Here is an 18,908-nt window from a genome sequence, read left to right as displayed (position 1 = left end):
TCTGTCGCGATCAGCTGTTAGCGACACAATTCATTTGCGAGGTCAGGAATGGTCAGGATCACGATCACCCCAGTGCGGAACGCCAGGGCATTGAGTGCAGCCAAGGAGCGGTACTGATGTCCAGCCAACCCGATACCCAATTCCACAGCGATCTCGACAGCTCGCCCCTGCTGCTGCCGGCCAAGGTTCTACGCAACGACGCCGAAGCCTTGCAAGCAGCCCGCGAACTGGCCGAGGTCGCCCGCGAGCAGGCCGCCCGCCGCGACCAGCAACGCAAACTGCCATGGGCCGAGATCGAACTGTTCACCCGCAGCGGGCTTGGCAGCATCTGCGTACCCAAGGCACATGGCGGCCCGGAGGTGTCATTCGAGACCGTGGCTGAAGTGTTCCGCCTCATCAGCGCCGCCGACCCGGCCCTGGGGCAAATCCCGCAGAACCAGTTCGGCATGCTGCAACTGCTGCGCCTGACTGCCACCGAGGCGCAGCAGGCGGTGATCTTCCGCAGCGTGCTCGATGGCTGGCGCATCGGCAATGCCGGCCCCGAACGCAGCACCAAGGACACCCTGACCCTCAAGGCCAGGATCACCCGCGTCGGCGACAGCTATCGCATCAGCGGCGAGAAGTTCTATTCCACCGGCGCCCTGTTCGCCCACTGGGTTGCGGTCAAGGCACTGGACGACAAAGGTCGCCAGCGCCTGGCATTCGTCCGCCGAGGCAGCCCGGGGCTGCGCATCGTCGATGACTGGTCCGGTTTCGGGCAGCGCACCACTGCAAGCGGCACCGTGCTGCTCGACCAGGTCCCGGTGGATGCCGACCTGGTGATCGACAACTGGCGCCAGCGCGACATTCCCAACATCCAGGGCGCTGCCTCGCAGCTGATCCAGGCGGCGATCGATGCTGGCATTGCCGAAGCAGCGATCAAGGACGCCATCAGCTTCGTGCGCGAAAAGGCCCGGCCATGGATCGAAGCCAAGGTCGACCGCGCCAGCGACGACCCTTACGTAATCGCCGACATCGGCCGCCTGAAGCTCGAGCTGCACGCCGCCGAAGCCCTGCTGCGCAAGGCCGCGCGGGTCCTCGACGAGGTCAACGCCGAGCCGATCGATGCAGCAAGCGCAGCGCGGGCCTCGATCGCTGTGGCCGAGGCCAAGGTACTGACCACCGAGATTGCCCTGCAGGCCAGCGAAAAGCTGTTCGAGCTGGCCGGTAGCCGCGCCACCCTCGCCGAGTTCAACCTCGACCGCCACTGGCGCAATGCCCGGGTGCACACCCTGCATGACCCGGTGCGCTGGAAGTACCACGCGGTTGGCGCTTACCACCTCAACGGCACCTTGCCTGCACGGCATTCCTGGATCTGACTTGAGGGCCTTGGGGCTGCTTTGCAGCCCAATCGCCGGCAAGCCAGCTCCCACAGTTCCTGCACTGCCTTCAAGACCTGTGCGGTCCATGTGGGAGCTGGCTTGCCGGCGATTGGGGCGCGAAGCGGCCCCTAGGGTCCCGGAGAGCAATATGACGACAGCAATCATCACCAGCGACACCCAGGCCCTGAACGTCGCCGAAGAAGTCGCCCGACACCTGCGCCGCGACAGCGCCCTGCGCGACCGCGAGCGCCGTCTGCCGCACGCCGAACTGGAACTGTTCACTCGCTCCGGCCTGTGGGCCATCAGCGTACCCAAGGCCTTCGGCGGCGCCGGCGTGTCCAACATCACCCTGGCCAAGGTAATCGCCCGCATCGCCCAGGCCGACGGCTCGCTAGGGCAGATCCCGCAAAACCATTTCTACGGCCTGGAAGTGCTGCGGGTAAACGGCACACCCGAACAGCAACAGCGCTTGTACGCCGAAGTACTGGCGGGCAACCGCTTCGGCAACGCCCTGGCCGAACTGGGCACCAAGACCGCCAACGACCGCACCACGCGCCTGTCCCGCGACGGCGATGGTTTTCGCATCAACGGCCGCAAGTTCTACTCCACCGGCGCCATCTACGCCCAGCGCATTCCCACCTCGGTGGTCGATGAACAGGGCGTGCAGCACCTGGCCTTCGTCCCGGCCGACAGCCAGGGCCTGCAGGTGATCGACGACTGGAGCGGCTTCGGCCAGCGCACCACCGGCAGCGGCTCGGTGGTGTTCGATAACGTGTATGTCAGTGCCGCCGACGTGGTGCCGTTCCAGAGCGCCTTCGAACGCCCCACCCCGGTCGGCCCGCTGGCGCAGATCCTTCATGCCGCCATCGATACCGGCATCGCCCGCGCCGCATACGAAGATGCCCTGCACTTCGTGCGCACCCGCAGCCGCCCCTGGGTCGACTCCGGCCTGGACAAGGCCAGCGATGACCCGCTGACGCTGAAGAGTTTCGGCCATCTGGCGATCCGTCTGCACGCCGCCGAAGCCTTGCTGGAGCGCGCGGGCGAATATCTGGACCGCGCCCGCGACGACAGCACTGCCGAAAACGTGGCCGCCGCGTCCATCGCGGTGGCCGAGGCCCGCGCCATCAGCACCGAGATTTCCCTCGCGGCCGGCACCACCCTGTTCGAACTGGGCGGCAGCCAGGCCACACTGGCCGAACACAACCTTGACCGCCACTGGCGCAACGCCCGCGTGCACACCCTGCACGACCCGGTGCGCTGGAAGTACCACGCCATCGGCAACTACTACCTCAATGATGCCAACCCACCACGCCGGGGGACCATCTGATGGCCAAGCAGATCCTGCTCAATGCTTTCAACATGAACTGCATCGGGCACATCAACCACGGCCTGTGGACCCACCCACGGGACACCTCGACCCAGTACAAGACCCTGGACTACTGGACCAGTCTGGCGCGGCTGCTGGAGCGCGGCTTGTTCGACGGGCTTTTCATCGCCGACATCGTCGGCACCTACGACATCTACGGCCAGTCGCTGGACGTCACCCTCAAGGAGTCGATCCAGATGCCGGTCAACGACCCGCTGCTGCTGGTCTCGGCCATGGCCGCCGTCACCCGCCACCTGGGCTTCGGCCTTACCGCCAACCTCACCTACGAAGCGCCGTACCTGTTCGCCCGGCGCCTTTCCACCCTGGACCACCTGAGCCATGGCCGGGTGGGCTGGAACATCGTCACCGGCTACCTCGACAGCGCCGCCCGGGCCATGGGCCTAGCGCAGCAACCCGAGCATGACCGCCGCTACGACCAGGCCGACGAGTACCTGCAGGTGCTGTACAAGCTGCTGGAAGGCAGCTGGGCTGACGATGCCGTGGTCGCCGACCGCCAGCAGCGCGTCTATGCCAGGCCCGACAGGGTGCGCAAGGTCAACCACCAGGGCGAGTTCTACAAGGTCGACGGCTACCACTTGTCCGAGCCCTCGCCGCAACGTACTCCGGTACTGTTCCAGGCCGGCAGCTCGCAGCGTGGCCTGGCCTTCGCCGGCAACCATGCCGAATGCGTGTTCATCAGTGGCCAGGACAAGGCCGCCACCCGCGCCCAGGTCGACAAGGTGCGCGCCGCCGCCCAAGCCGCTGGCCGCGACCCGCAAGCGGTCAAGGTGTTCATGGGCATCACGGTGATTGTCGCCGCCACCGAGCAGCAGGCCCAGGCCAAGCATGCCGAGTACCTGCGCCATGCCAGCGCCGAGGCCGGGGTCGCGCACTTCGCAGCGTCCACCGGCATCGACTTCGCCGCCTACGCCCTGGACGAGCCGATTGCCTTCAGCCAGGGCAACGCCATCCAGTCGGCCACGCGCCAGTTGCAGGACAACGCCTGGACCCGACGGCGCCTGCTGCAGCAGCACGCCCTGGGTGGCCGTTACGTGACCCTGGTCGGCGCGCCCGAGCAGGTGGCCGAACAGCTGATCGCCTGGGTCGATGAAACCGGCCTGGACGGTTTCAACCTGACCCGCACCGTAACCCCGGAAAGCTTCGAGGACTTCATCGACCTGGTCATCCCGCAGTTGCAACAGCGTGGCCGCTACAAGACCGCCTACGCCGAAGGCACCCTGCGCGAGAAACTGTTCCAGGCCGACCACCCGCATTTGCCCGCCGACCACCCTGGCTCGGCTTACCGCTTTACCTCTACCCCTGCCCCGACTGGAGCCCTGCACCATGCTTGATAAACTGTTCCGGCCCGTCGCGGCCATTGCCCTCACCCTCGGCCTGTCCGCCAGCGCGCTGGCTGCCGAACCGCTGAAGATCGGCACCACCTCGGCCTTTGCCATCCCGCTGGAAGCCGCAGTGGAAGAAGCGCACAAGCAAGGCCTGGAAGTGAAGCTGGTCGAGTTCAGCGACTGGATCGCACCCAATGTCAGCCTCAACAGCGGCGACATCGATGTGAACTACTTCCAGCACATCCCGTTCCTGGAAAACGCCAAGGCGGCTGCGGGCTTCAACCTGGTGCCCTACGCCCCGGGCATCATCAACAACGTCGGCCTGTACTCGAAAAAGTACAAGAGCTTCGCCGACCTGCCCGAAGGCGCCAGCGTGGTCATCGCCAACGACCCGATCAACAGCGGCCGTGGCCTGCAGCTGCTGGCCAAGGCCGGGCTGATCACTCTCAAGCCGGGGGTCGGCTACAAGGCCACCGAGGACGATATCGTCGCCAACCCGAAAAAACTGAAGATCCTTCAGGTCGAGGCCGTACAGCTGGTTCGCGCCTATGACGACGCCGACCTGGTGCAGGGCTACCCGGCCTACATCCGCCTGGCCAACAGCTTCGACGCCGGCTCCGCACTGCTGTTCGACGGCCTGGAGAACAAGGAATACGTGATCCAGTTCGTCATTCGACCGCAAAGCAAGGACGACCCACGCCTGGCCAAGTTCGTCGACATCTACCAGCACTCGCCAGTGGTGCGCGCAGCCTTGGACAAAGCCCACGGCAACCTCTACCAGGCCGGTTGGGAGGGCTGACATGAGCCAGGCCAGCGCGCTGCGGGCGCCCACCGCACAACCACTGCCGCCAACGGCCAGGGAGCAGGCCTTGCGCCCGGAGGTCAATGAAGCCCATGTGCGCTTCATCGGCCTGGGCAAGACCTACCCGGGCCAGGCGCAACCGGCCTTGCAAGGCATCGACCTGAACATCCGCCATGGCGAGATCTTCGGCATCATCGGCCGCAGCGGCGCCGGCAAGTCATCGCTGCTGCGTACCATCAACCGCCTGGAGCAACCCAGCCAGGGGCGGGTGCTGATCGACCAGGTGGACATCGCGCCCTTCGACGAGGAGCACCTGGTAGCCCTGCGCCGGCGTATCGGCATGATCTTCCAGCATTTCAACCTGATGTCGGCCAAGACCGTGTGGCAGAACGTCGAGCTGCCCCTCAAGGTGGCCGGCGTGGCCAAGGCGGAGCGCCAGTGCAAGGTACGCGAACTGCTGGAGCTGGTGGGCCTGCGGGAAAAGCACCACGTGTACCCGGCGCAGCTGTCCGGCGGGCAGAAGCAGCGCGTGGGCATTGCCAGGGCGTTGGTGCATGACCCCGAGATCCTGCTGTGCGACGAGGCCACCTCGGCGCTGGACCCGGAGACCACTGCTTCCATTCTCGAACTGCTGCGCGACATCAACCAGCGCCTGGGCCTGACCATCGTGCTGATCACCCACGAGATGGCGGTAATCCGCGATATCTGCCACCGGGTGGTGGTGCTTGAACGTGGAGAAGTGGTCGAGCAGGGTGAGGTCTGGCGGGTGTTTGGCTCACCACGCCACGAAGTCACCCGTACTCTGCTGGCACCGTTGCAAGCCAGGTTGCCAGCCGCGCTGCAAGCCAGCCTGCGGGCCAGCCCGGCAAGCCGCGACAGTGCCGTGGTGCTGAGGCTGACCCTGCTCGGCGAACCCGAACTGTCTGCCCTGTTCAACGAACTTGGCGGCCGCGTGCGCCTGCTGCAGGGCGGTGTGGAAACCATTGGCGAGCATGCCCTGGGGCAGCTGATCCTGTCGGTGCAGCACTCAACGCACGACACCCATCAATTGCTGGAGCGCGCCCGCCGCTGGGCCGAGGACGTGGAGGTACTGGGCCATGTGGTTTGATCGCCTGCTGGAAGGTTTGCTCGATACCCTGCTGATGGTCGGCGTGTCGTCGCTGATCGCCCTGCTGGTAGGCGTACCGATGGCGGTGCTGCTGGTCACCAGCGACAAGGGTGGGATCTTCGAGGCGCCGCTGCTGAACCGGGTGCTGGGTGCATTCGTCAACCTGTTCCGCTCGATCCCGTTCCTGATCCTGATGGTCGCGCTGATCCCCTTCACCCGCTTGGTAGTGGGTACCACGTATGGCGTGTGGGCGGCAGTGGTGCCACTGACCATTGCCGCCACGCCGTTCTTCGCGCGGATTGCCGAGGTCAGCCTGCGCGAAGTCGACCACGGCCTGGTGGAGGCTGCACAGGCCATGGGCTGCCGGCGCTGGCACATCGTCTGGCACGTGCTGCTGCCCGAGGCGCTGCCGGGAATTGTCGGGGGCTTCACCATTACCCTGGTGACCCTGATCAACTCCTCGGCCATGGCCGGAGCGATCGGTGCCGGGGGCTTGGGGGATATCGCCTACCGCTATGGCTACCAGCGCTTCGACAGCCAGATCATGCTGACCGTGATTGCCATGCTGGTGGCGTTGGTGGCGTTGATCCAGCTGGGTGGCGACCGGTTGGCGAAAGGCTTGAACAAGCGCTGAATTCTTCGCGGGCACGCCCGCTCCCACAAGTACTGCACAGGGCTTGAATACAACGATATCCCTGTGGGAGCGGGCATGCCCGCGAAGGGGCCTTCAACCCCAGCGAAGATGCCCGGCAGGCACCGGCCGCCCGAACCAGTACCCCTGCCCAAGCTGACACTGCTCATGCAGCAGGAAGCTGGCCTGCTCGGCCTGCTCGATGCCCTCTGCATGCACTTGCATGCCCATGCTGCGGGCCAGGGCGATGATCACCCGAACGATCGCGATGTCGTCCTCATCCAGCGGCAACCCGGCAACGAAGCCTTGGTCGATCTTCAGCTTCTGCACCGGCAAGCGCTTGAGCCGCAGCAGCGAAGAATAACCGGTGCCAAAGTCGTCAATAGCCAAGGTCACCCCCAGCTCGCGCAGGCGATGCAACTGCTCCAGCGCCACCTCCGGGTCCTCCATCACCGCGCTCTCGGTCACCTCCAGCTCCAGCAAGGCCGGGGCCAGGCCGGTGTCGTCCAGCACCTCGGCCACCTGCTGGTACAGCTCGTGCTGGCCAAACAGGCGGCTGGAAATGTTCACCGCCACGAATGCCAACTGCCGCCCTTCACCCTGCCATCGCACCATCTGCCGACACGCCTGGCGCAGTACCCAGGCGTCGATCTCGGCAATCAGCCCGGTACGCTCGGCAATCGGGATGAACTCGCCCGGTGGCACCAGGCCGCGCTGAGGGTGCTGCCAACGCACCAAGGCTTCGACGCCGACCTGGCCGCCGGTCGCCAGGTCGTGCACCGGCTGGTAGAACACCCGCAGCTCGTCCTGCTCCAAGGCTCGGCGCAGCTCGCCGGCGGTCTCGACCCGGTGTTGGGCGTGAGCGGTCAGTTCTTCGGTGTACAGCGCATAGCAGGCCCGCCCATTGCTCTTGGCCTTGTACAACGCCGAGTCGGCATTGCGCAGCAACTGCTCGGCACTCAAGGCATCGCTGGGGAACAGGCTGATGCCCACGCTGACGCTGATGAACAGGCGGTGACCGTCGAACTGGAACGGCTCGCGCATGCGCTCGATGATGCCCTGCGCCAGCTTGCCCGCCTGGCCAACCTCATGGCAGTTTTCCGCCAGCACGCCAAATTCGTCGCCCCCCAGGCGCGCCAAGGTCACGCCGCTGCGCAGCACCTCTGCCAGGCGCTCGCCCACCAGCTTCAGCAACTGGTCGCCAATGGTGTGGCCAAGGCCGTCGTTGATGCTCTGGAAATGGTCCAGGTCCAGCAACAGCAGGGCACAACCACGCTTGTTGGCCTGGGCTGCGGCCAGCGCCTGCTCGACCCGGTCGTTGAACAGCAGGCGGTTGGGCAAGCCTGTCAGCGGGTCATGGTGGGCCAGGTAGGCCAGTTCCTGTTCAGAATGCTTGATCGCGCTGATGTCGCTGAACACCGCCACGTAATGGCTGAGCTCGCCTTGATCGTCGCGGATGGCGCAAATGGTCTGCCATTGCGGGTAGATTTCACCGCTCTTGCGCCGGTTCCATATTTCGCCGCTCCACTCGCCCTTTTCCGCCAGCGTGGCGAAGATCTGCTGGTAGAACGCCAGGCCATGGCGGCCCGACTTGAACTTGTTCGGGCGCTGGCCGATGACCTCGTCCTGCTGGTAGCCGGTGATACGCATGAAGGCACGGTTGACGTGCACGATCAGGCCATGGCGGTCGGTCACCAGCACGCCTTCGAGGGTGCTGTCGAACACTGCCGCAGCCATGCGCAGGCGTTCACGGTCTTCACCACGCATACGCGCGCCAACACCGATGAAGTCGAGCAGCCGCACCCGCGACACATAGATCAGCACGGCGCTCAGCAGCACCCAGACCACCACGTTGATCTGCCGGCCCACGGTCAGTGCCAGGGGGTCGTCGGTCATGCCGTGCAACACCACCTCGGCCAGCGTCAGCCAGAGGATCGAGAGCACCACATACAGCGCAGCCATGCGCAAGGCGTCGCGAACGGAAACAGACATGTCGGGTGCAATTGCCCATGAAAAATGATGGGGCATTATAAAGGCTGAAACATGTCGTGACTTCCTATCTGAACGGGTGACTGTATTTATTTCCTGCCCAAGGGATAATCAGCCCCTCCTCCCGCATTCCGAGGGTATTTACACCTATGTGGTACAACGGCCTGCTCGACTTGTCGGCCTGGCAACTGGTCGGCACTACCCTGCTGATGACCCACGTGACCATCGTCAGCGTCACGGTCTACCTGCACCGCTACTCCGCGCACCGGGCCCTGGAGCTCAATGGCGCGCTCAAGCACTTCTTCCGTTTCTGGCTGTGGCTGACCACGGCGCAGAACACCCGCGAATGGACCGCCGTCCACCGCAAGCACCACGCCAAATGCGAAACCCCCGACGACCCCCACAGCCCGCTGTACAAGGGCCTGGGCACGGTGCTGCGCAAGGGTGCCGAGCTTTACCGGGAAGAGGCGCGCAACCCCGAAACCCTGCGCATCTACGGCAAGAACTGCCCGGACGACTGGATCGAGCGCAACCTCTACTCGCGCTACAAGCTGGGCGGCATCGCGCTGATGGCGGTAATCGACCTGCTGCTGTTCGGCACCATCGGCATCACCATCTGGGCAGTGCAGATGATGTGGATTCCGTTCTGGGCCGCCGGCGTGGTCAACGGCCTGGGCCACGCTCTCGGCTACCGCAACTTCGAGTGCCGCGACGCCGCGACCAACCTGGTGCCGTGGGGCATCGTCATCGGTGGCGAAGAGCTGCACAACAACCACCACACCTACCCCAACTCGGCCAAGCTGTCGGTCAAGCGCTGGGAGTTCGACATGGGTTGGGCGTGGATCCGCCTGTTCTGCCTGCTGCGCCTGGCCAAGGTACAGCGCGTGGCGCCCATCGCCCACCGGGTGGCAGGCAAGGCCAGCCTGGACATGGACACCGCCATGGCCATCCTCAACAACCGCTTCCAGATCATGGCCCAGTACCGCAAGCTGGTAATCGGCCCGCTGGTCAAGCAGGAGCTGGCCCGCGTCGATGCTTCGCTGCGCCACCACTTCCGCCGCGCCAAGCGCCTGTTGTCGCGCGAGACCAGCCTGCTGGAAGACCGTCACCATGTGCGCATCGAGTGGATGCTCGCCCACAGCCAGGCGCTGAAGACCATCTACGAAAAACGCCTGGCCCTGCAGCAGATCTGGGCGCGCACCAGCGCCAACGGCCACGACATGCTGGCCGCCATGAAGGACTGGGTACACGAGGCCGAAAGCAGCGGCATTCACGCTCTGCGCGACTTCGCGGCACAGCTCAAGACCTACTCCCTGCGCCCGACCGGCGCCTGACCGCCGTTGATCGGCACGCCCCCTTGGCGGGGCGTGCCGCCCGGAACTTCACCCCCTGGTTGCCACTCAAATCCGGCACATCGCCCCGCGTGGCGGGCCGGATGCTGGCCGCACGCTTTCCTGTCGAGACCTGCTCCGTGCACATGGCCAAGAACATTCCAACGACACTGCCCGGCACACCCCCTCCCGAGGCCGCCCAGACCCTGCTTGCGCTGCTCCACGCCCAGGGCGAAGTTGCCCGCCTGAGCGAGCGCGAGCAGCTGTTCAGCTCGTTGCTCGACAGCGTCAATGCAGTGCTCTGGGCCTTCGACTGGGAAACCCGCCAGGTGCTGTACGTAAGCCCCGCCTACGAGCGCATTTTCGGCCGCCCGGCCAGCCTGGTGATGGCCGACTACAACGAATGGCGCGACAGCATCTACCCCGACGACCTGGAGTTCGCCGAGCGCAGCCTGGCCCAGGTGCTGCTCAAGGGCTCGGTGGAAGACCGCGAGTACCGCATCCTCACGGCCGACGGCCAGCTGCGCTGGCTGAGCGACAAGTGCTACATCAACCAACAACGCGATGATGAGCGGGTGATCATCGTAGGCATCGCCGAGGACATCACCGAGAAGAAGCAGCTCGAAGGTGAATTGCAGCGCCTGGCCACTACCGACGTGCTGACCCAGAGCAGCAACCGTCGGCACTTCTTCGAGTGCGCCCAGCAAGCCTTCGACAGCGCCCGCGAAAACGGCACGCCGCTGGCCTTCCTGCTGCTGGACATCGACGATTTCAAGCACGTCAACGACAGCTACGGCCACCAGGAAGGTGACCAGGTGCTGCAACGCATCGCCGACAGCGGCAAGGCCGTGCTACGCCGCGGCGACCTGTTCGGGCGCATTGGCGGCGAGGAGTTTGCAGCGGTGTTCCCGGGCTGCAATGCGCAGATGGCGGAGCAGATTGCCGAGCGCCTGCAGCGGCAGATTCAGCACTTGAGCTTCAGCCATGGGCAGCAGACATACGGGGTGACGGTGAGCCAGGGGCTGACCGGGCTGACTGACGAGGATGTGGCACTGGACAGCCTGTATGCCCGGGCCGATGCGGCGATGTACCGGGCCAAGCGGCAGGGCAAGAACCAGATCGTCCGCGGGTGACACTTCAAGACCGCCGCCACCCTGTGGGAGCAACTGTCTTGCATTGCCTGGGCCGGCCTCATCGCCGGCAAGCCGGCTCCCACAGGTACTGCACAGGTTTCAGCCTAACGCTATCCCTGTGGGAGCGGCTTTAGCCGCGAACACCGGCAAAGCCGGTGCCATAAACTGCGCGGGACAAGCCCGCTCCCACAGGGTTTGCGCCGAGTTCAACGACTTAGGCTGTCGGCTTGGTTTCGGCGCTCTCCACCTTGCGCAGCCGTCTCAGCTCCGGCAGACCGACTTTGAGCAACCGCGCGGTCTTGCCACTGGCCAGCCTCTCCAGCCCCTGCTCGGGCGGCAGCCGCGACAGCTGCCCAGCCAGGTTCATGGCCAGGATCTCCCGTGAATACACGCCGCCGCCCAGCTGGTAGATGGCCGCGACCAACTCGCGCAATGCCAGCGGCAACCGCCAACGGGTACGCAACGCCGAGCCAAACGCTGCACCGAACTCGTTGAGCGACAGCTGTACCTTGTCCTCGTCCAGCTCACCCCCGGCCTGCCGCCATTCCTGCAGGCAGCGCAACACCGCCAGGTCGCCCAGGCAATGCAGCAACCCCGCGCAATAGCAGCGCCCCTCGTCCAGCTCGAACATGCGCGCCAAGGTCCGGCCATATTCGGCAGTGTGCAGCGAAAGGCCCCAGTAATAGGCCGCATGCTGCGTCAGCAGCGGGTCGCTGAGCCGCGCGCTGCGCTTGAGGGTCATGCCCAGGATCAGGTTCATGCTCTGGGTGCTGCCAAGCTTGTTCAAGGCCTGTAGCAATGTTTGCACAGGCGCGTCGCGGTGCATGGCCGCACTGTTGGCAGCGGCAATCAGCACCGCGGTGATCTGTGGGTCGCTACCCACTTCCTCTTCTAGCACCTTGAGGTTCAGGCCCTGGGGGTTGAGTGCGCGTTTGATCGCGACCTGCACGTCGGCAAACAGCGGCCCGCCGTCGGCGATGGCGCGGCGCTGTTCAAGAAAAGCAGGCAAGCTGACACCAGGCTGCAAGGACGGCACCGGGCAGGCGACTTGTTCGCCAACGGCCAGCAGCAGCTCTTCCAGGCGCTTGCGCAGGTTGTCGAGGTTCAGCGGCTTGCTCAGGTAGGCCGTGGGGTGCAGGGGCAACGCTTCTCGCACACTGGAGCTATCACTGCGCTCGCTCATGAGGATGAACGGCAGGCCGGGGTTGTCTCGCTTGGCGCGCACCTTGCGTAGCAGATCGAGGCCATCGACACCGGACAGCTCACGAGCGGCGATGATCAGGTCGGGCTTGCTCGACAGCGCGGTCATGGCCTGGGTGCCGTCGGCACAGACCTCCAGCCGGGCATCGCAGCGCACGCTGAGCAGCATGTCACGGAGCATGTCACGCACCCAAGGATCGCCTTCGACGATCAGAACGCGGGGTGGGTGGGGGTCTGCGGCGCTCATGGGCGACTCCTGAATGATCCTGGCACACGATCCATCGCAGCTTCCAAACATATCCGTCGGTTAACGATAGCGCCCCCTGCAGCGAATTGGCACAAAAATCCCGCAATGGCGGGCAGTTCACAGTTTGTTCATGTTCGCCACCGCGCCGCTATGAGCATTAACTACCAACTGGCTCACAACATGATCCGTTTCAGTGGTGCTCCACATGACAAAGCCGTATCGCAGACACGGCCAGAGGAGCCCCATGACGCGTACCCTTTCATCTGCAACTCGACAAGCGCTCTCGACCCTGAGAGCTAGCATCGACCAACGCCTTGCGCAGCACCCCTCGCTGGACAGCATGGGGCTGGCCAACCTGGACCGGGCACTCACGGCGAGTGAAGCGACAAGCGCCCTGCTTACGATCAGGAATGCCACGCACGCCTATTGGGAGTCGGTCGAAAAGACCGATCTGGTTCGCCGCCAGTGCCATATAAAGGATATCGAAGCCACTCTGCGCCAATTGCTCGAGGTCCAGGTCACTGCCGGCACGATCCACTCGATGTACGCGGCCTGCCTGCCCGCCTCGCTCGTTCAGCACGACTTGAAAATCAACACCTTGGGCTTGAAGATCGCAGCAAACCACACCGCCACGCTGCATGGCTGCCTGATGTTCAGCCTGGACAGCGGCCCGACCCTGCTGTGGCTGGCGGGCCGGCAATGGGCCGCGTTCGCCACCCCTGCGTTGGCTCTTGCGGCACTGACCACGCTGGTGAACAAGTCAGTGGCACGGGCCAGCATCACCGATACCCTGACCGGTGCACAGCGCCTCGCGATGACGCAGGCCTCGGCAGTGCAAACCTACGAACAACGCCACTGGGTGATCGAACCCATTCACCGCAACGCATTCGCCGAACTGCACCATCAACTGCGCGCCCTGCAACTGAGCGATATCAAGCTCGCTTTGCAGCCCTCGCCAGTTACCGACGAGTCCCGCTCGGGGCGGATCGAAGATGCCCTTCGCCTGCCTCTGCTACTCGGCCCAGGCAGCAGCCTGGAAGCCATCCTGAACGAAGCCCTCACGCCGTCGCCCAAGGCGCCCCACTGGTTGCGGTACGCGCCTGCGGACCAGGCCGATCAGTGCCTGAATGCACTTATGGAGTATGACCACAGCCGCGCTGCCTTGCTCAGTGTGCTGGATGGGTGCGACAGCAGCGAAAGCTTCGCGGTGAAGCACCTGCGCAGCAAAATCGCCAATGACCTGGGCCTGGCGGTCGACCCGCAGCAGATCGTGTTGGTGACCCAGCGTACGTTACCTGAAACCCTGGCCCCCTACGAAACCCGGCGCAGTCTTGTGAAGCTTGCGCTGCAAGGTCTACACGACGGCGACGCGCAGCCGATGTCGAGCTTCATGATCGGCACGCGCCTCGAACGGCAGGGCAAGCCCCTGCCAGACTCGTATGCCACGCTCACCCCCGCCTATATCGCCAAGCTAGTAGAAACGCTGGCGCTGCACGGCAAGTTTGCCTCTGCCCAGAAAGCCGCGCACAAGCATGAGAATGCCCGAGCGCAGATGAACGCCACCCTGTTGCGGCAGATCGCTGCCCAAGCCTGGTGCGCGCGCCTGCAGGGCCAGATCAAGCCCGAAGACCAACAGACCCTTGCGACCTTCGTTGCCGGAAGCGGAACAGGATACGACAGGTTGTCCAGCGCCAACCTGCTATTGGCAGACCAGTACCTACTGAGCGATGCCCTGCTGGTTCGCCAGGAAAGCGCCGACGGTGCCCTGCAGCGCCTGCTGCTCTGCTGCCCGCATCACCCCAAAAAACCTGTAATGGGTTTCGACAACGAACGGCAGTTGCTCATCGAAGTAGTGGGCTGGTTCGCCCATAAGAAGACACAAGACTACCTGCTGACGAACGTAGCTACCCAGCAGCGCTCCACATTCGCAACCTTGATAAAGAATATCGCCGACAAACCATCCCCGAACGAACATCAGCAGCCTGCCAGCACCGAAACGCAAAATTGGGACAGCTGGTACCTCGACTTCCACCGGCAGCGCCAGCAGGTCCCGAGCCTGACAAAGCCCTACGAACAGTTCATGACGCTGGTGCGTTTCACCGGCCAGGAAGGGATCAAGGCGCTGACACGCAACCGCATCGACGTAGCCGAGACCAACACCGCCACGCATACGCCCACCTGGCTGGCAACGGCCAGTGCCTCCCAGCGCGGCCAACTGACACGGCTGGAGGACCAAATCCTGGCTGCCGTTTCGCAGTATGCCGAGGCTGAACACACCCAGCTGCCCAATTTCGAGGCGTATGTCCATGCCCAGGCCAAGGAAAGGCTCGAACAGTTGCTCGGGGATGGCGCTGTCAACGTCGACCCTGACACCGTGGTCATCAAGTCACCCAGGGAAACCCTGACCTATACCCAATTGGTACGCAACGGCTATGACGACAGCCTCGGCCTGCTCAACCCCACCGCCGACACTACGGCAACCTTCGAAGGCCCTGCCGGAGTCGACCTCTCGGCGTTGACGCCGCAATCGGTCACAGGTTCGATTCGCGGCCTGTGGGTATCCGATCGCTACGTCAGCCTGATCGAGCAAACCCTGCTGTCGCCGTTACATACTGGCTACGCTTGGCGCCGTCGGCACAGCGTGCTGATCGTACAGCTGCAGATGCAGCAGGCGGCGCTGCGCAGCCTGTTGCAAGGGCACCTGGATGCGGACCAGTACGCCTGGGTGCTGGCGAGCATCCACAGCATGCACCGCACCACTAGCGCGGATCGGGAACGTCATGCGTTCTACCGATTGGTGGTGCGTATCGACAATGAGTTCCTGGCCGACGAGCCGATAGTCGGCAAGTTGTTCAACGAACTGTATCGGATCATGGGCAAGACGCCGCCCTATCGTGAAGAAGTCATCCACGGCTGCTACTTGCTCAAACCGCCTGGAGGGCAAGACGCGCAGACGCTGCTCTACACCCCCGCGGCGGCCGATGGTATCGCCTTCCGGCCTTTCGGCAACTTTGTACAGTCGCTCAAGACCCCTGGCATGATCGACTACTACAAGGACCGCAGCCGCAGGCAAGCCGGGCAACTGCTGAGTTTCCTGTTCAGGGACCTTAGCGAGGGCGGCCCGAGCCTGGTACCGACCTTGCCTGAAGCGCCGGCGGACGACCTACGCACCTTGTGCTACAACGAGCCGCTGCAACAACGTATCGTCGATGTGCGCGATGTCAGCAAGGGCCGGGCCGACATGATCGCAAGCATTGTCTGGAACACGCTGGAAACGGTTGTCCAGGTCGTGACGCTGCCCCTGCCTCCTGCTGCGTTCGCGGTGGGGGCCGTCCTTGCCCTGCGCGATTACGTGGCAGCGCTGAGCACTTTCATCAACCGGGATGCCGGCAGCGCAAGCCTGTATCTGTTGTCCTCCCTGCTCAATGCCACCGGTGCCTATGGCGACCTGACGCATGGCCTGAAAGGCTTCGGCGGTCTGCTGCGCAATGCCGAGCGACTCCCCAGCCAACCGCGACGCTGGGCAGAGACGAAAAAGGCATTGCGCGGGCTCACCGAGCGCGAACTCAAGACCGTGGAGCTCAACGGCCAACCCCTGCTGATCGGCACCCCTTCCCCAAAAGGATTGGCGCGGGTAGCCCGGCGCAGCGAAAGCGGTGAACTGATCGATACCGGACATTATGCCCTGCAGGACAAGCTTGGCGACTGGACGCCGGTGGAAAGCATCGGCAGTGCATCGGCTACAGCAGCGCCCGAGAGGTACGCCGTCAACATCTCGCTGGAAAGTGGTACCCCGGCCGGAAATGCACACGCGCAAGGCATCACCCTGGTCAATGACCGCCCGTATGTGAAGATCGACGACCGGGTGTTCCAGGTACAGTTCGACCCCCACACCAGCCAATGGGCGATCATCGACCCGGACAACCCCTTCGCCTTCTTCGGACGCCAGCCAGTGGTGCGCCAGGCCGACGGCACCTGGAAGCGTGCCGACGCCGGGGGGCTGCGTGGCGGAAACCCTGGCGACAACGGCCAGGTCACCACGCCCAAACCCCCGACCACGCCCGAAACCGAAACGCCCGCCGCGGCAGGTGGCGACACTGCTGTACCCCTGCGCAGCGACCGTTCGAGCTTCTGGGATACCTGCATGAAACCGGACAAGACGCAAAGAGAGCGGCTCGCGAACCAGGCCGAGGACCGCCACCGCGCTCTGCTGGACGATGCCGATATCGCTCGCCTGAACGAAGGCGAGGAACCGCTGATGGACGAGCATCAGTTCGAGCATCTAGAAACCGAGGAGGGCATCACCTATACCTATAACGATGGCGACGACTACAAGAACTTCCTGATCGGCCAATACACTGACGAAAACGCACAGGTCAACAGCTACCTGCGCCGCGGCGTGCATGAGTTCCCGTTTTGCGACTCGGACACTTTCGTCGACAAGCTTGTCGACTCGCTGGAAGCCCTGCCCAAGGACAACAAGGTTCCCCTGTATCGGGGTGGACACGGCTCAAGGAGCACCTCAGGCGAACATTTTCGCAAAGGCAAGCTCAAGAAGGGCGATGTGCTGGTCAACTCGGACCTGGCTTCCTTTACGGAAAACCCTTACGTCGTACGCGATTTCGCCACCGATAAGCTCGCATCGGCGGACAACATAACGGGCAGTTTCGACAATACATCGGTGGTCTTTGAGCTGCCTGCCGGTCAGTACCACAGCGGCGCCCCCATTGCGCCGCTGTCATGGTCCAGCACAGAAGCGGAAACACTGTTCCCACCGGGATGCCGCTTCCAGATCGATGACATCGGCGAAGTGGTTGGTGACGATTTCCGTTTCGTCAATGTGAAGCTCAAGGAAGTCCCAGACGAGGTTCCTGTGGAACACCCCGTATTCGACCTGCGCACAGGCAACCCCTTCAAGCGCGACGAGTATGCCGCGATGCTGAAAAACGACGACTTGGTCGAGCGCTTCTTCCCAAGCGCAGTCTGGGCATCCTCCGACACCTGAACACCAGGCGAAAAAAAACCGCCCGGGCATTGCCCGGGCGGTTTTCTTACTGGGGCGAATCAGCGATCACGCCAGTTCGGCGAAGCACTCTTCGATGATGGCCAGGCCTTTGTCCAGCAGTGCGTCTTCGGCGGTCAGCGGAACCAGGATACGCAGGACGTTGCCGTAGGTGCCGCAAGACAGCAGGATCAGACCCTTCTCACGTGCCTTGGCCACAACCTGGCCAACAGCAGCAGCGTTCGGGGTGTGAGTGCCTTTCTCGAACACTTCGACGGCAATCATCGAGCCCAGACCACGGACGTCGCCGATGATCGGGTGCTTCTTCTGGATTTCGCGCAGGCCAGTGGTCAGGCGCTCACCCACAGCCTTGCTGCGGTCCAGCAGTTTTTCTTCTTCGAACACTTCGATCACGGCCAGGGCCGCGGCGCAAGCGATCGGCGAACCGGCGTAGGTACCGCCCAGGCCGCCCGGGGCGATGGCGTCCATGTACTCGGCCTTGCCGCACACACCGGCCAGCGGGAAGCCGCCAGCGATGGACTTGGCGAAGGTGGTCAGGTCAGGCGCAACGCCCATCTGCTCCATGGCGAAGAAGGTGCCGGTACGGCCAGCGCCAGTCTGCACTTCGTCGGCGATCAGCAGGATGCCGTGCTGGTCGCACAGGGCGCGCAGGCGCTGCATCAGCTCTTTCGGCGCTGGCAGGAAGCCGCCTTCGCCTTGTACCGGCTCGAGGATGATCGCGGCGATATCGCGCGGCTCGGCGTCGTTCTTGAAGATGCGCTCGACCGAGGCGATGGCGTCGTCAACGCTGATACCGTGCAGTTCGCTCGGGAACAGGGCGCGGAAGATGCCGCCTGGCATCAGGCCCATGCCAGCGGAGTACGGTACGACCTTGCCGGTCAGGCCCAGGGTCATCATGGTACGGCCGTGGTAGCCGCCGGTGAAGGCGATGACGCCAGCACGGCCAGTGGCGGCACGGGCGATCTTGACGGCGTTTTCAACGGCTTCGGAGCCGGTGGTGACCAGCAGGGTCTTCTTGTCGAAGTCGCCTGGTACCAGCTTGTTGATCTTTTCGCACAGCTCTACATAGGGTTCGTAGGCCAGCACCTGGAAGCAGGTGTGGCTGACCTTGGTCAGCTGATCTTGCACGGCCGCAACCACTTTCGGGTGCAGGTGGCCGGTGTTCAGTACTGCGATGCCGCCGGCGAAGTCGATCAGTTCGCGGCCTTCAACGTCGATCACGGTCGAGTTCTTCGCGGTGTCGACGAAGATCGGGTGGATCTGGCCAACGCCACGTGGGACGGCAGCTACACGACGTTGCATCAAGGATTCGTTGGTCTTGCTCATAATGCCCTCATTGCGCCGGTTTGGAGTGGCGCTTTTATTCGG

Annotated in this window: 12 protein-coding genes; 9 read left to right on the top strand and 3 right to left on the bottom strand. The window is 64.0% G+C overall.

Annotated elements, in window-relative coordinates:
• The first annotated feature begins 116 nt into the window (after nucleotides 1–116).
• From NY023_RS01070 to NY023_RS01045, 6 genes are all read left to right on the top strand, one after another.
• Entirely contained in the window at nucleotides 117–1,358 is a 1,242-nt protein-coding gene (locus NY023_RS01070) for an SfnB family sulfur acquisition oxidoreductase (protein ID WP_013970433.1), read from the top strand.
• Nucleotides 1,359–1,509: 151 nt separating this feature from the next.
• A complete protein-coding gene (locus NY023_RS01065; protein WP_013970432.1) occupies nucleotides 1,510–2,691 on the top strand; it encodes an SfnB family sulfur acquisition oxidoreductase in 1,182 nt (393 codons plus the stop codon).
• Entirely contained in the window at nucleotides 2,691–4,082 is a 1,392-nt protein-coding gene (locus NY023_RS01060) for an LLM class flavin-dependent oxidoreductase (RefSeq protein WP_013970431.1), read from the top strand. The genes NY023_RS01065 and NY023_RS01060 overlap by 1 nt, the downstream gene beginning before the upstream one ends.
• Entirely contained in the window at nucleotides 4,075–4,875 is an 801-nt protein-coding gene (locus tag NY023_RS01055) for a MetQ/NlpA family ABC transporter substrate-binding protein (protein ID WP_013970430.1), read from the top strand. The genes NY023_RS01060 and NY023_RS01055 overlap by 8 nt, the downstream gene beginning before the upstream one ends.
• A gap of 1 nt (nucleotide 4,876) precedes the next feature.
• Nucleotides 4,877–5,986, top strand: a complete 1,110-nt coding sequence (locus tag NY023_RS01050; protein WP_013970429.1) for a methionine ABC transporter ATP-binding protein — start codon at nucleotides 4,877–4,879, stop codon at nucleotides 5,984–5,986.
• Nucleotides 5,976–6,620, top strand: coding sequence for a methionine ABC transporter permease (locus NY023_RS01045; RefSeq protein WP_008096606.1), 645 nt, complete (start codon nucleotides 5,976–5,978; stop codon nucleotides 6,618–6,620). The genes NY023_RS01050 and NY023_RS01045 overlap by 11 nt, the downstream gene beginning before the upstream one ends.
• Nucleotides 6,621–6,713: 93 nt before the next feature.
• On the opposite strand, the gene dibA is transcribed toward NY023_RS01045, so the two are convergent.
• Nucleotides 6,714–8,609, bottom strand: a complete 1,896-nt coding sequence (gene dibA, locus NY023_RS01040) for a phosphodiesterase DibA (protein WP_024087991.1) — start codon at nucleotides 8,607–8,609, stop codon at nucleotides 6,714–6,716.
• 146 nt (nucleotides 8,610–8,755) lie between these two features.
• On the opposite strand from dibA, the gene desA reads away from it, so the two are divergent.
• Both desA and NY023_RS01030 read left to right on the top strand, forming a co-directional pair.
• Entirely contained in the window at nucleotides 8,756–9,940 is a 1,185-nt protein-coding gene (desA, locus tag NY023_RS01035; protein WP_013970427.1) for a delta-9 fatty acid desaturase DesA, read from the top strand.
• A 101-nt stretch (nucleotides 9,941–10,041) separates the two neighbouring features.
• On the top strand, nucleotides 10,042–11,070 hold the full coding sequence (locus tag NY023_RS01030; protein WP_013970426.1) for a GGDEF domain-containing protein: 1,029 nt from the start codon (nucleotides 10,042–10,044) through the stop codon (nucleotides 11,068–11,070).
• Between the two features lie 214 nt (nucleotides 11,071–11,284).
• Here NY023_RS01030 and NY023_RS01025 read toward each other — a convergent pair whose 3' ends face one another.
• Entirely contained in the window at nucleotides 11,285–12,517 is a 1,233-nt protein-coding gene (locus tag NY023_RS01025) for a response regulator (protein ID WP_024087988.1), read from the bottom strand.
• Nucleotides 12,518–12,761: 244 nt separating this feature from the next.
• On the opposite strand from NY023_RS01025, the gene NY023_RS01020 reads away from it, so the two are divergent.
• Nucleotides 12,762–17,522 carry a dermonecrotic toxin domain-containing protein gene (locus NY023_RS01020; RefSeq protein ID WP_158308184.1) on the top strand — a complete coding sequence of 1,587 codons (4,761 nt, stop codon included), beginning with the start codon at nucleotides 12,762–12,764 and terminating at the stop codon, nucleotides 17,520–17,522.
• Nucleotides 17,523–17,588: 66 nt separating this feature from the next.
• Here NY023_RS01020 and gabT read toward each other — a convergent pair whose 3' ends face one another.
• Nucleotides 17,589–18,866, bottom strand: coding sequence for a 4-aminobutyrate--2-oxoglutarate transaminase (gene gabT, locus NY023_RS01015; RefSeq protein WP_013970423.1), 1,278 nt, complete (start codon nucleotides 18,864–18,866; stop codon nucleotides 17,589–17,591).
• Nucleotides 18,867–18,908: the final 42 nt, after the last annotated feature.

The organism is Pseudomonas sp. NBB, assembly GCF_032701105.1.
GTDB lineage: Bacteria > Pseudomonadota > Gammaproteobacteria > Pseudomonadales > Pseudomonadaceae > Aquipseudomonas > Aquipseudomonas asiatica.
Note: the sequence above shows the minus strand (reverse complement) of the source record. Positions and strands in the feature narration are given on the sequence as shown.

What these genes read in the sequence shown, in the direction of transcription:
- NY023_RS01070 (WP_013970433.1), top strand. Translation starts at nt 117, where the DNA reads ATGTCCAGCCAACCCGATACCCAATTCCACAGCGATCTCGACAGCTCG.
- NY023_RS01065 (WP_013970432.1), top strand. Translation starts at nt 1,510, where the DNA reads ATGACGACAGCAATCATCACCAGCGACACCCAGGCCCTGAACGTCGCC.
- NY023_RS01060 (WP_013970431.1), top strand. Translation starts at nt 2,691, where the DNA reads ATGGCCAAGCAGATCCTGCTCAATGCTTTCAACATGAACTGCATCGGG.
- NY023_RS01055 (WP_013970430.1), top strand. Translation starts at nt 4,075, where the DNA reads ATGCTTGATAAACTGTTCCGGCCCGTCGCGGCCATTGCCCTCACCCTC.
- NY023_RS01050 (WP_013970429.1), top strand. Translation starts at nt 4,877, where the DNA reads ATGAGCCAGGCCAGCGCGCTGCGGGCGCCCACCGCACAACCACTGCCG.
- NY023_RS01045 (WP_008096606.1), top strand. Translation starts at nt 5,976, where the DNA reads ATGTGGTTTGATCGCCTGCTGGAAGGTTTGCTCGATACCCTGCTGATG.
- dibA (WP_024087991.1), bottom strand. Translation starts at nt 8,609, where the DNA reads ATGTCTGTTTCCGTTCGCGACGCCTTGCGCATGGCTGCGCTGTATGTG.
- desA (WP_013970427.1), top strand. Translation starts at nt 8,756, where the DNA reads ATGTGGTACAACGGCCTGCTCGACTTGTCGGCCTGGCAACTGGTCGGC.
- NY023_RS01030 (WP_013970426.1), top strand. Translation starts at nt 10,042, where the DNA reads ATGCTGGCCGCACGCTTTCCTGTCGAGACCTGCTCCGTGCACATGGCC.
- NY023_RS01025 (WP_024087988.1), bottom strand. Translation starts at nt 12,517, where the DNA reads ATGAGCGCCGCAGACCCCCACCCACCCCGCGTTCTGATCGTCGAAGGC.
- NY023_RS01020 (WP_158308184.1), top strand. Translation starts at nt 12,762, where the DNA reads ATGACGCGTACCCTTTCATCTGCAACTCGACAAGCGCTCTCGACCCTG.
- gabT (WP_013970423.1), bottom strand. Translation starts at nt 18,866, where the DNA reads ATGAGCAAGACCAACGAATCCTTGATGCAACGTCGTGTAGCTGCCGTC.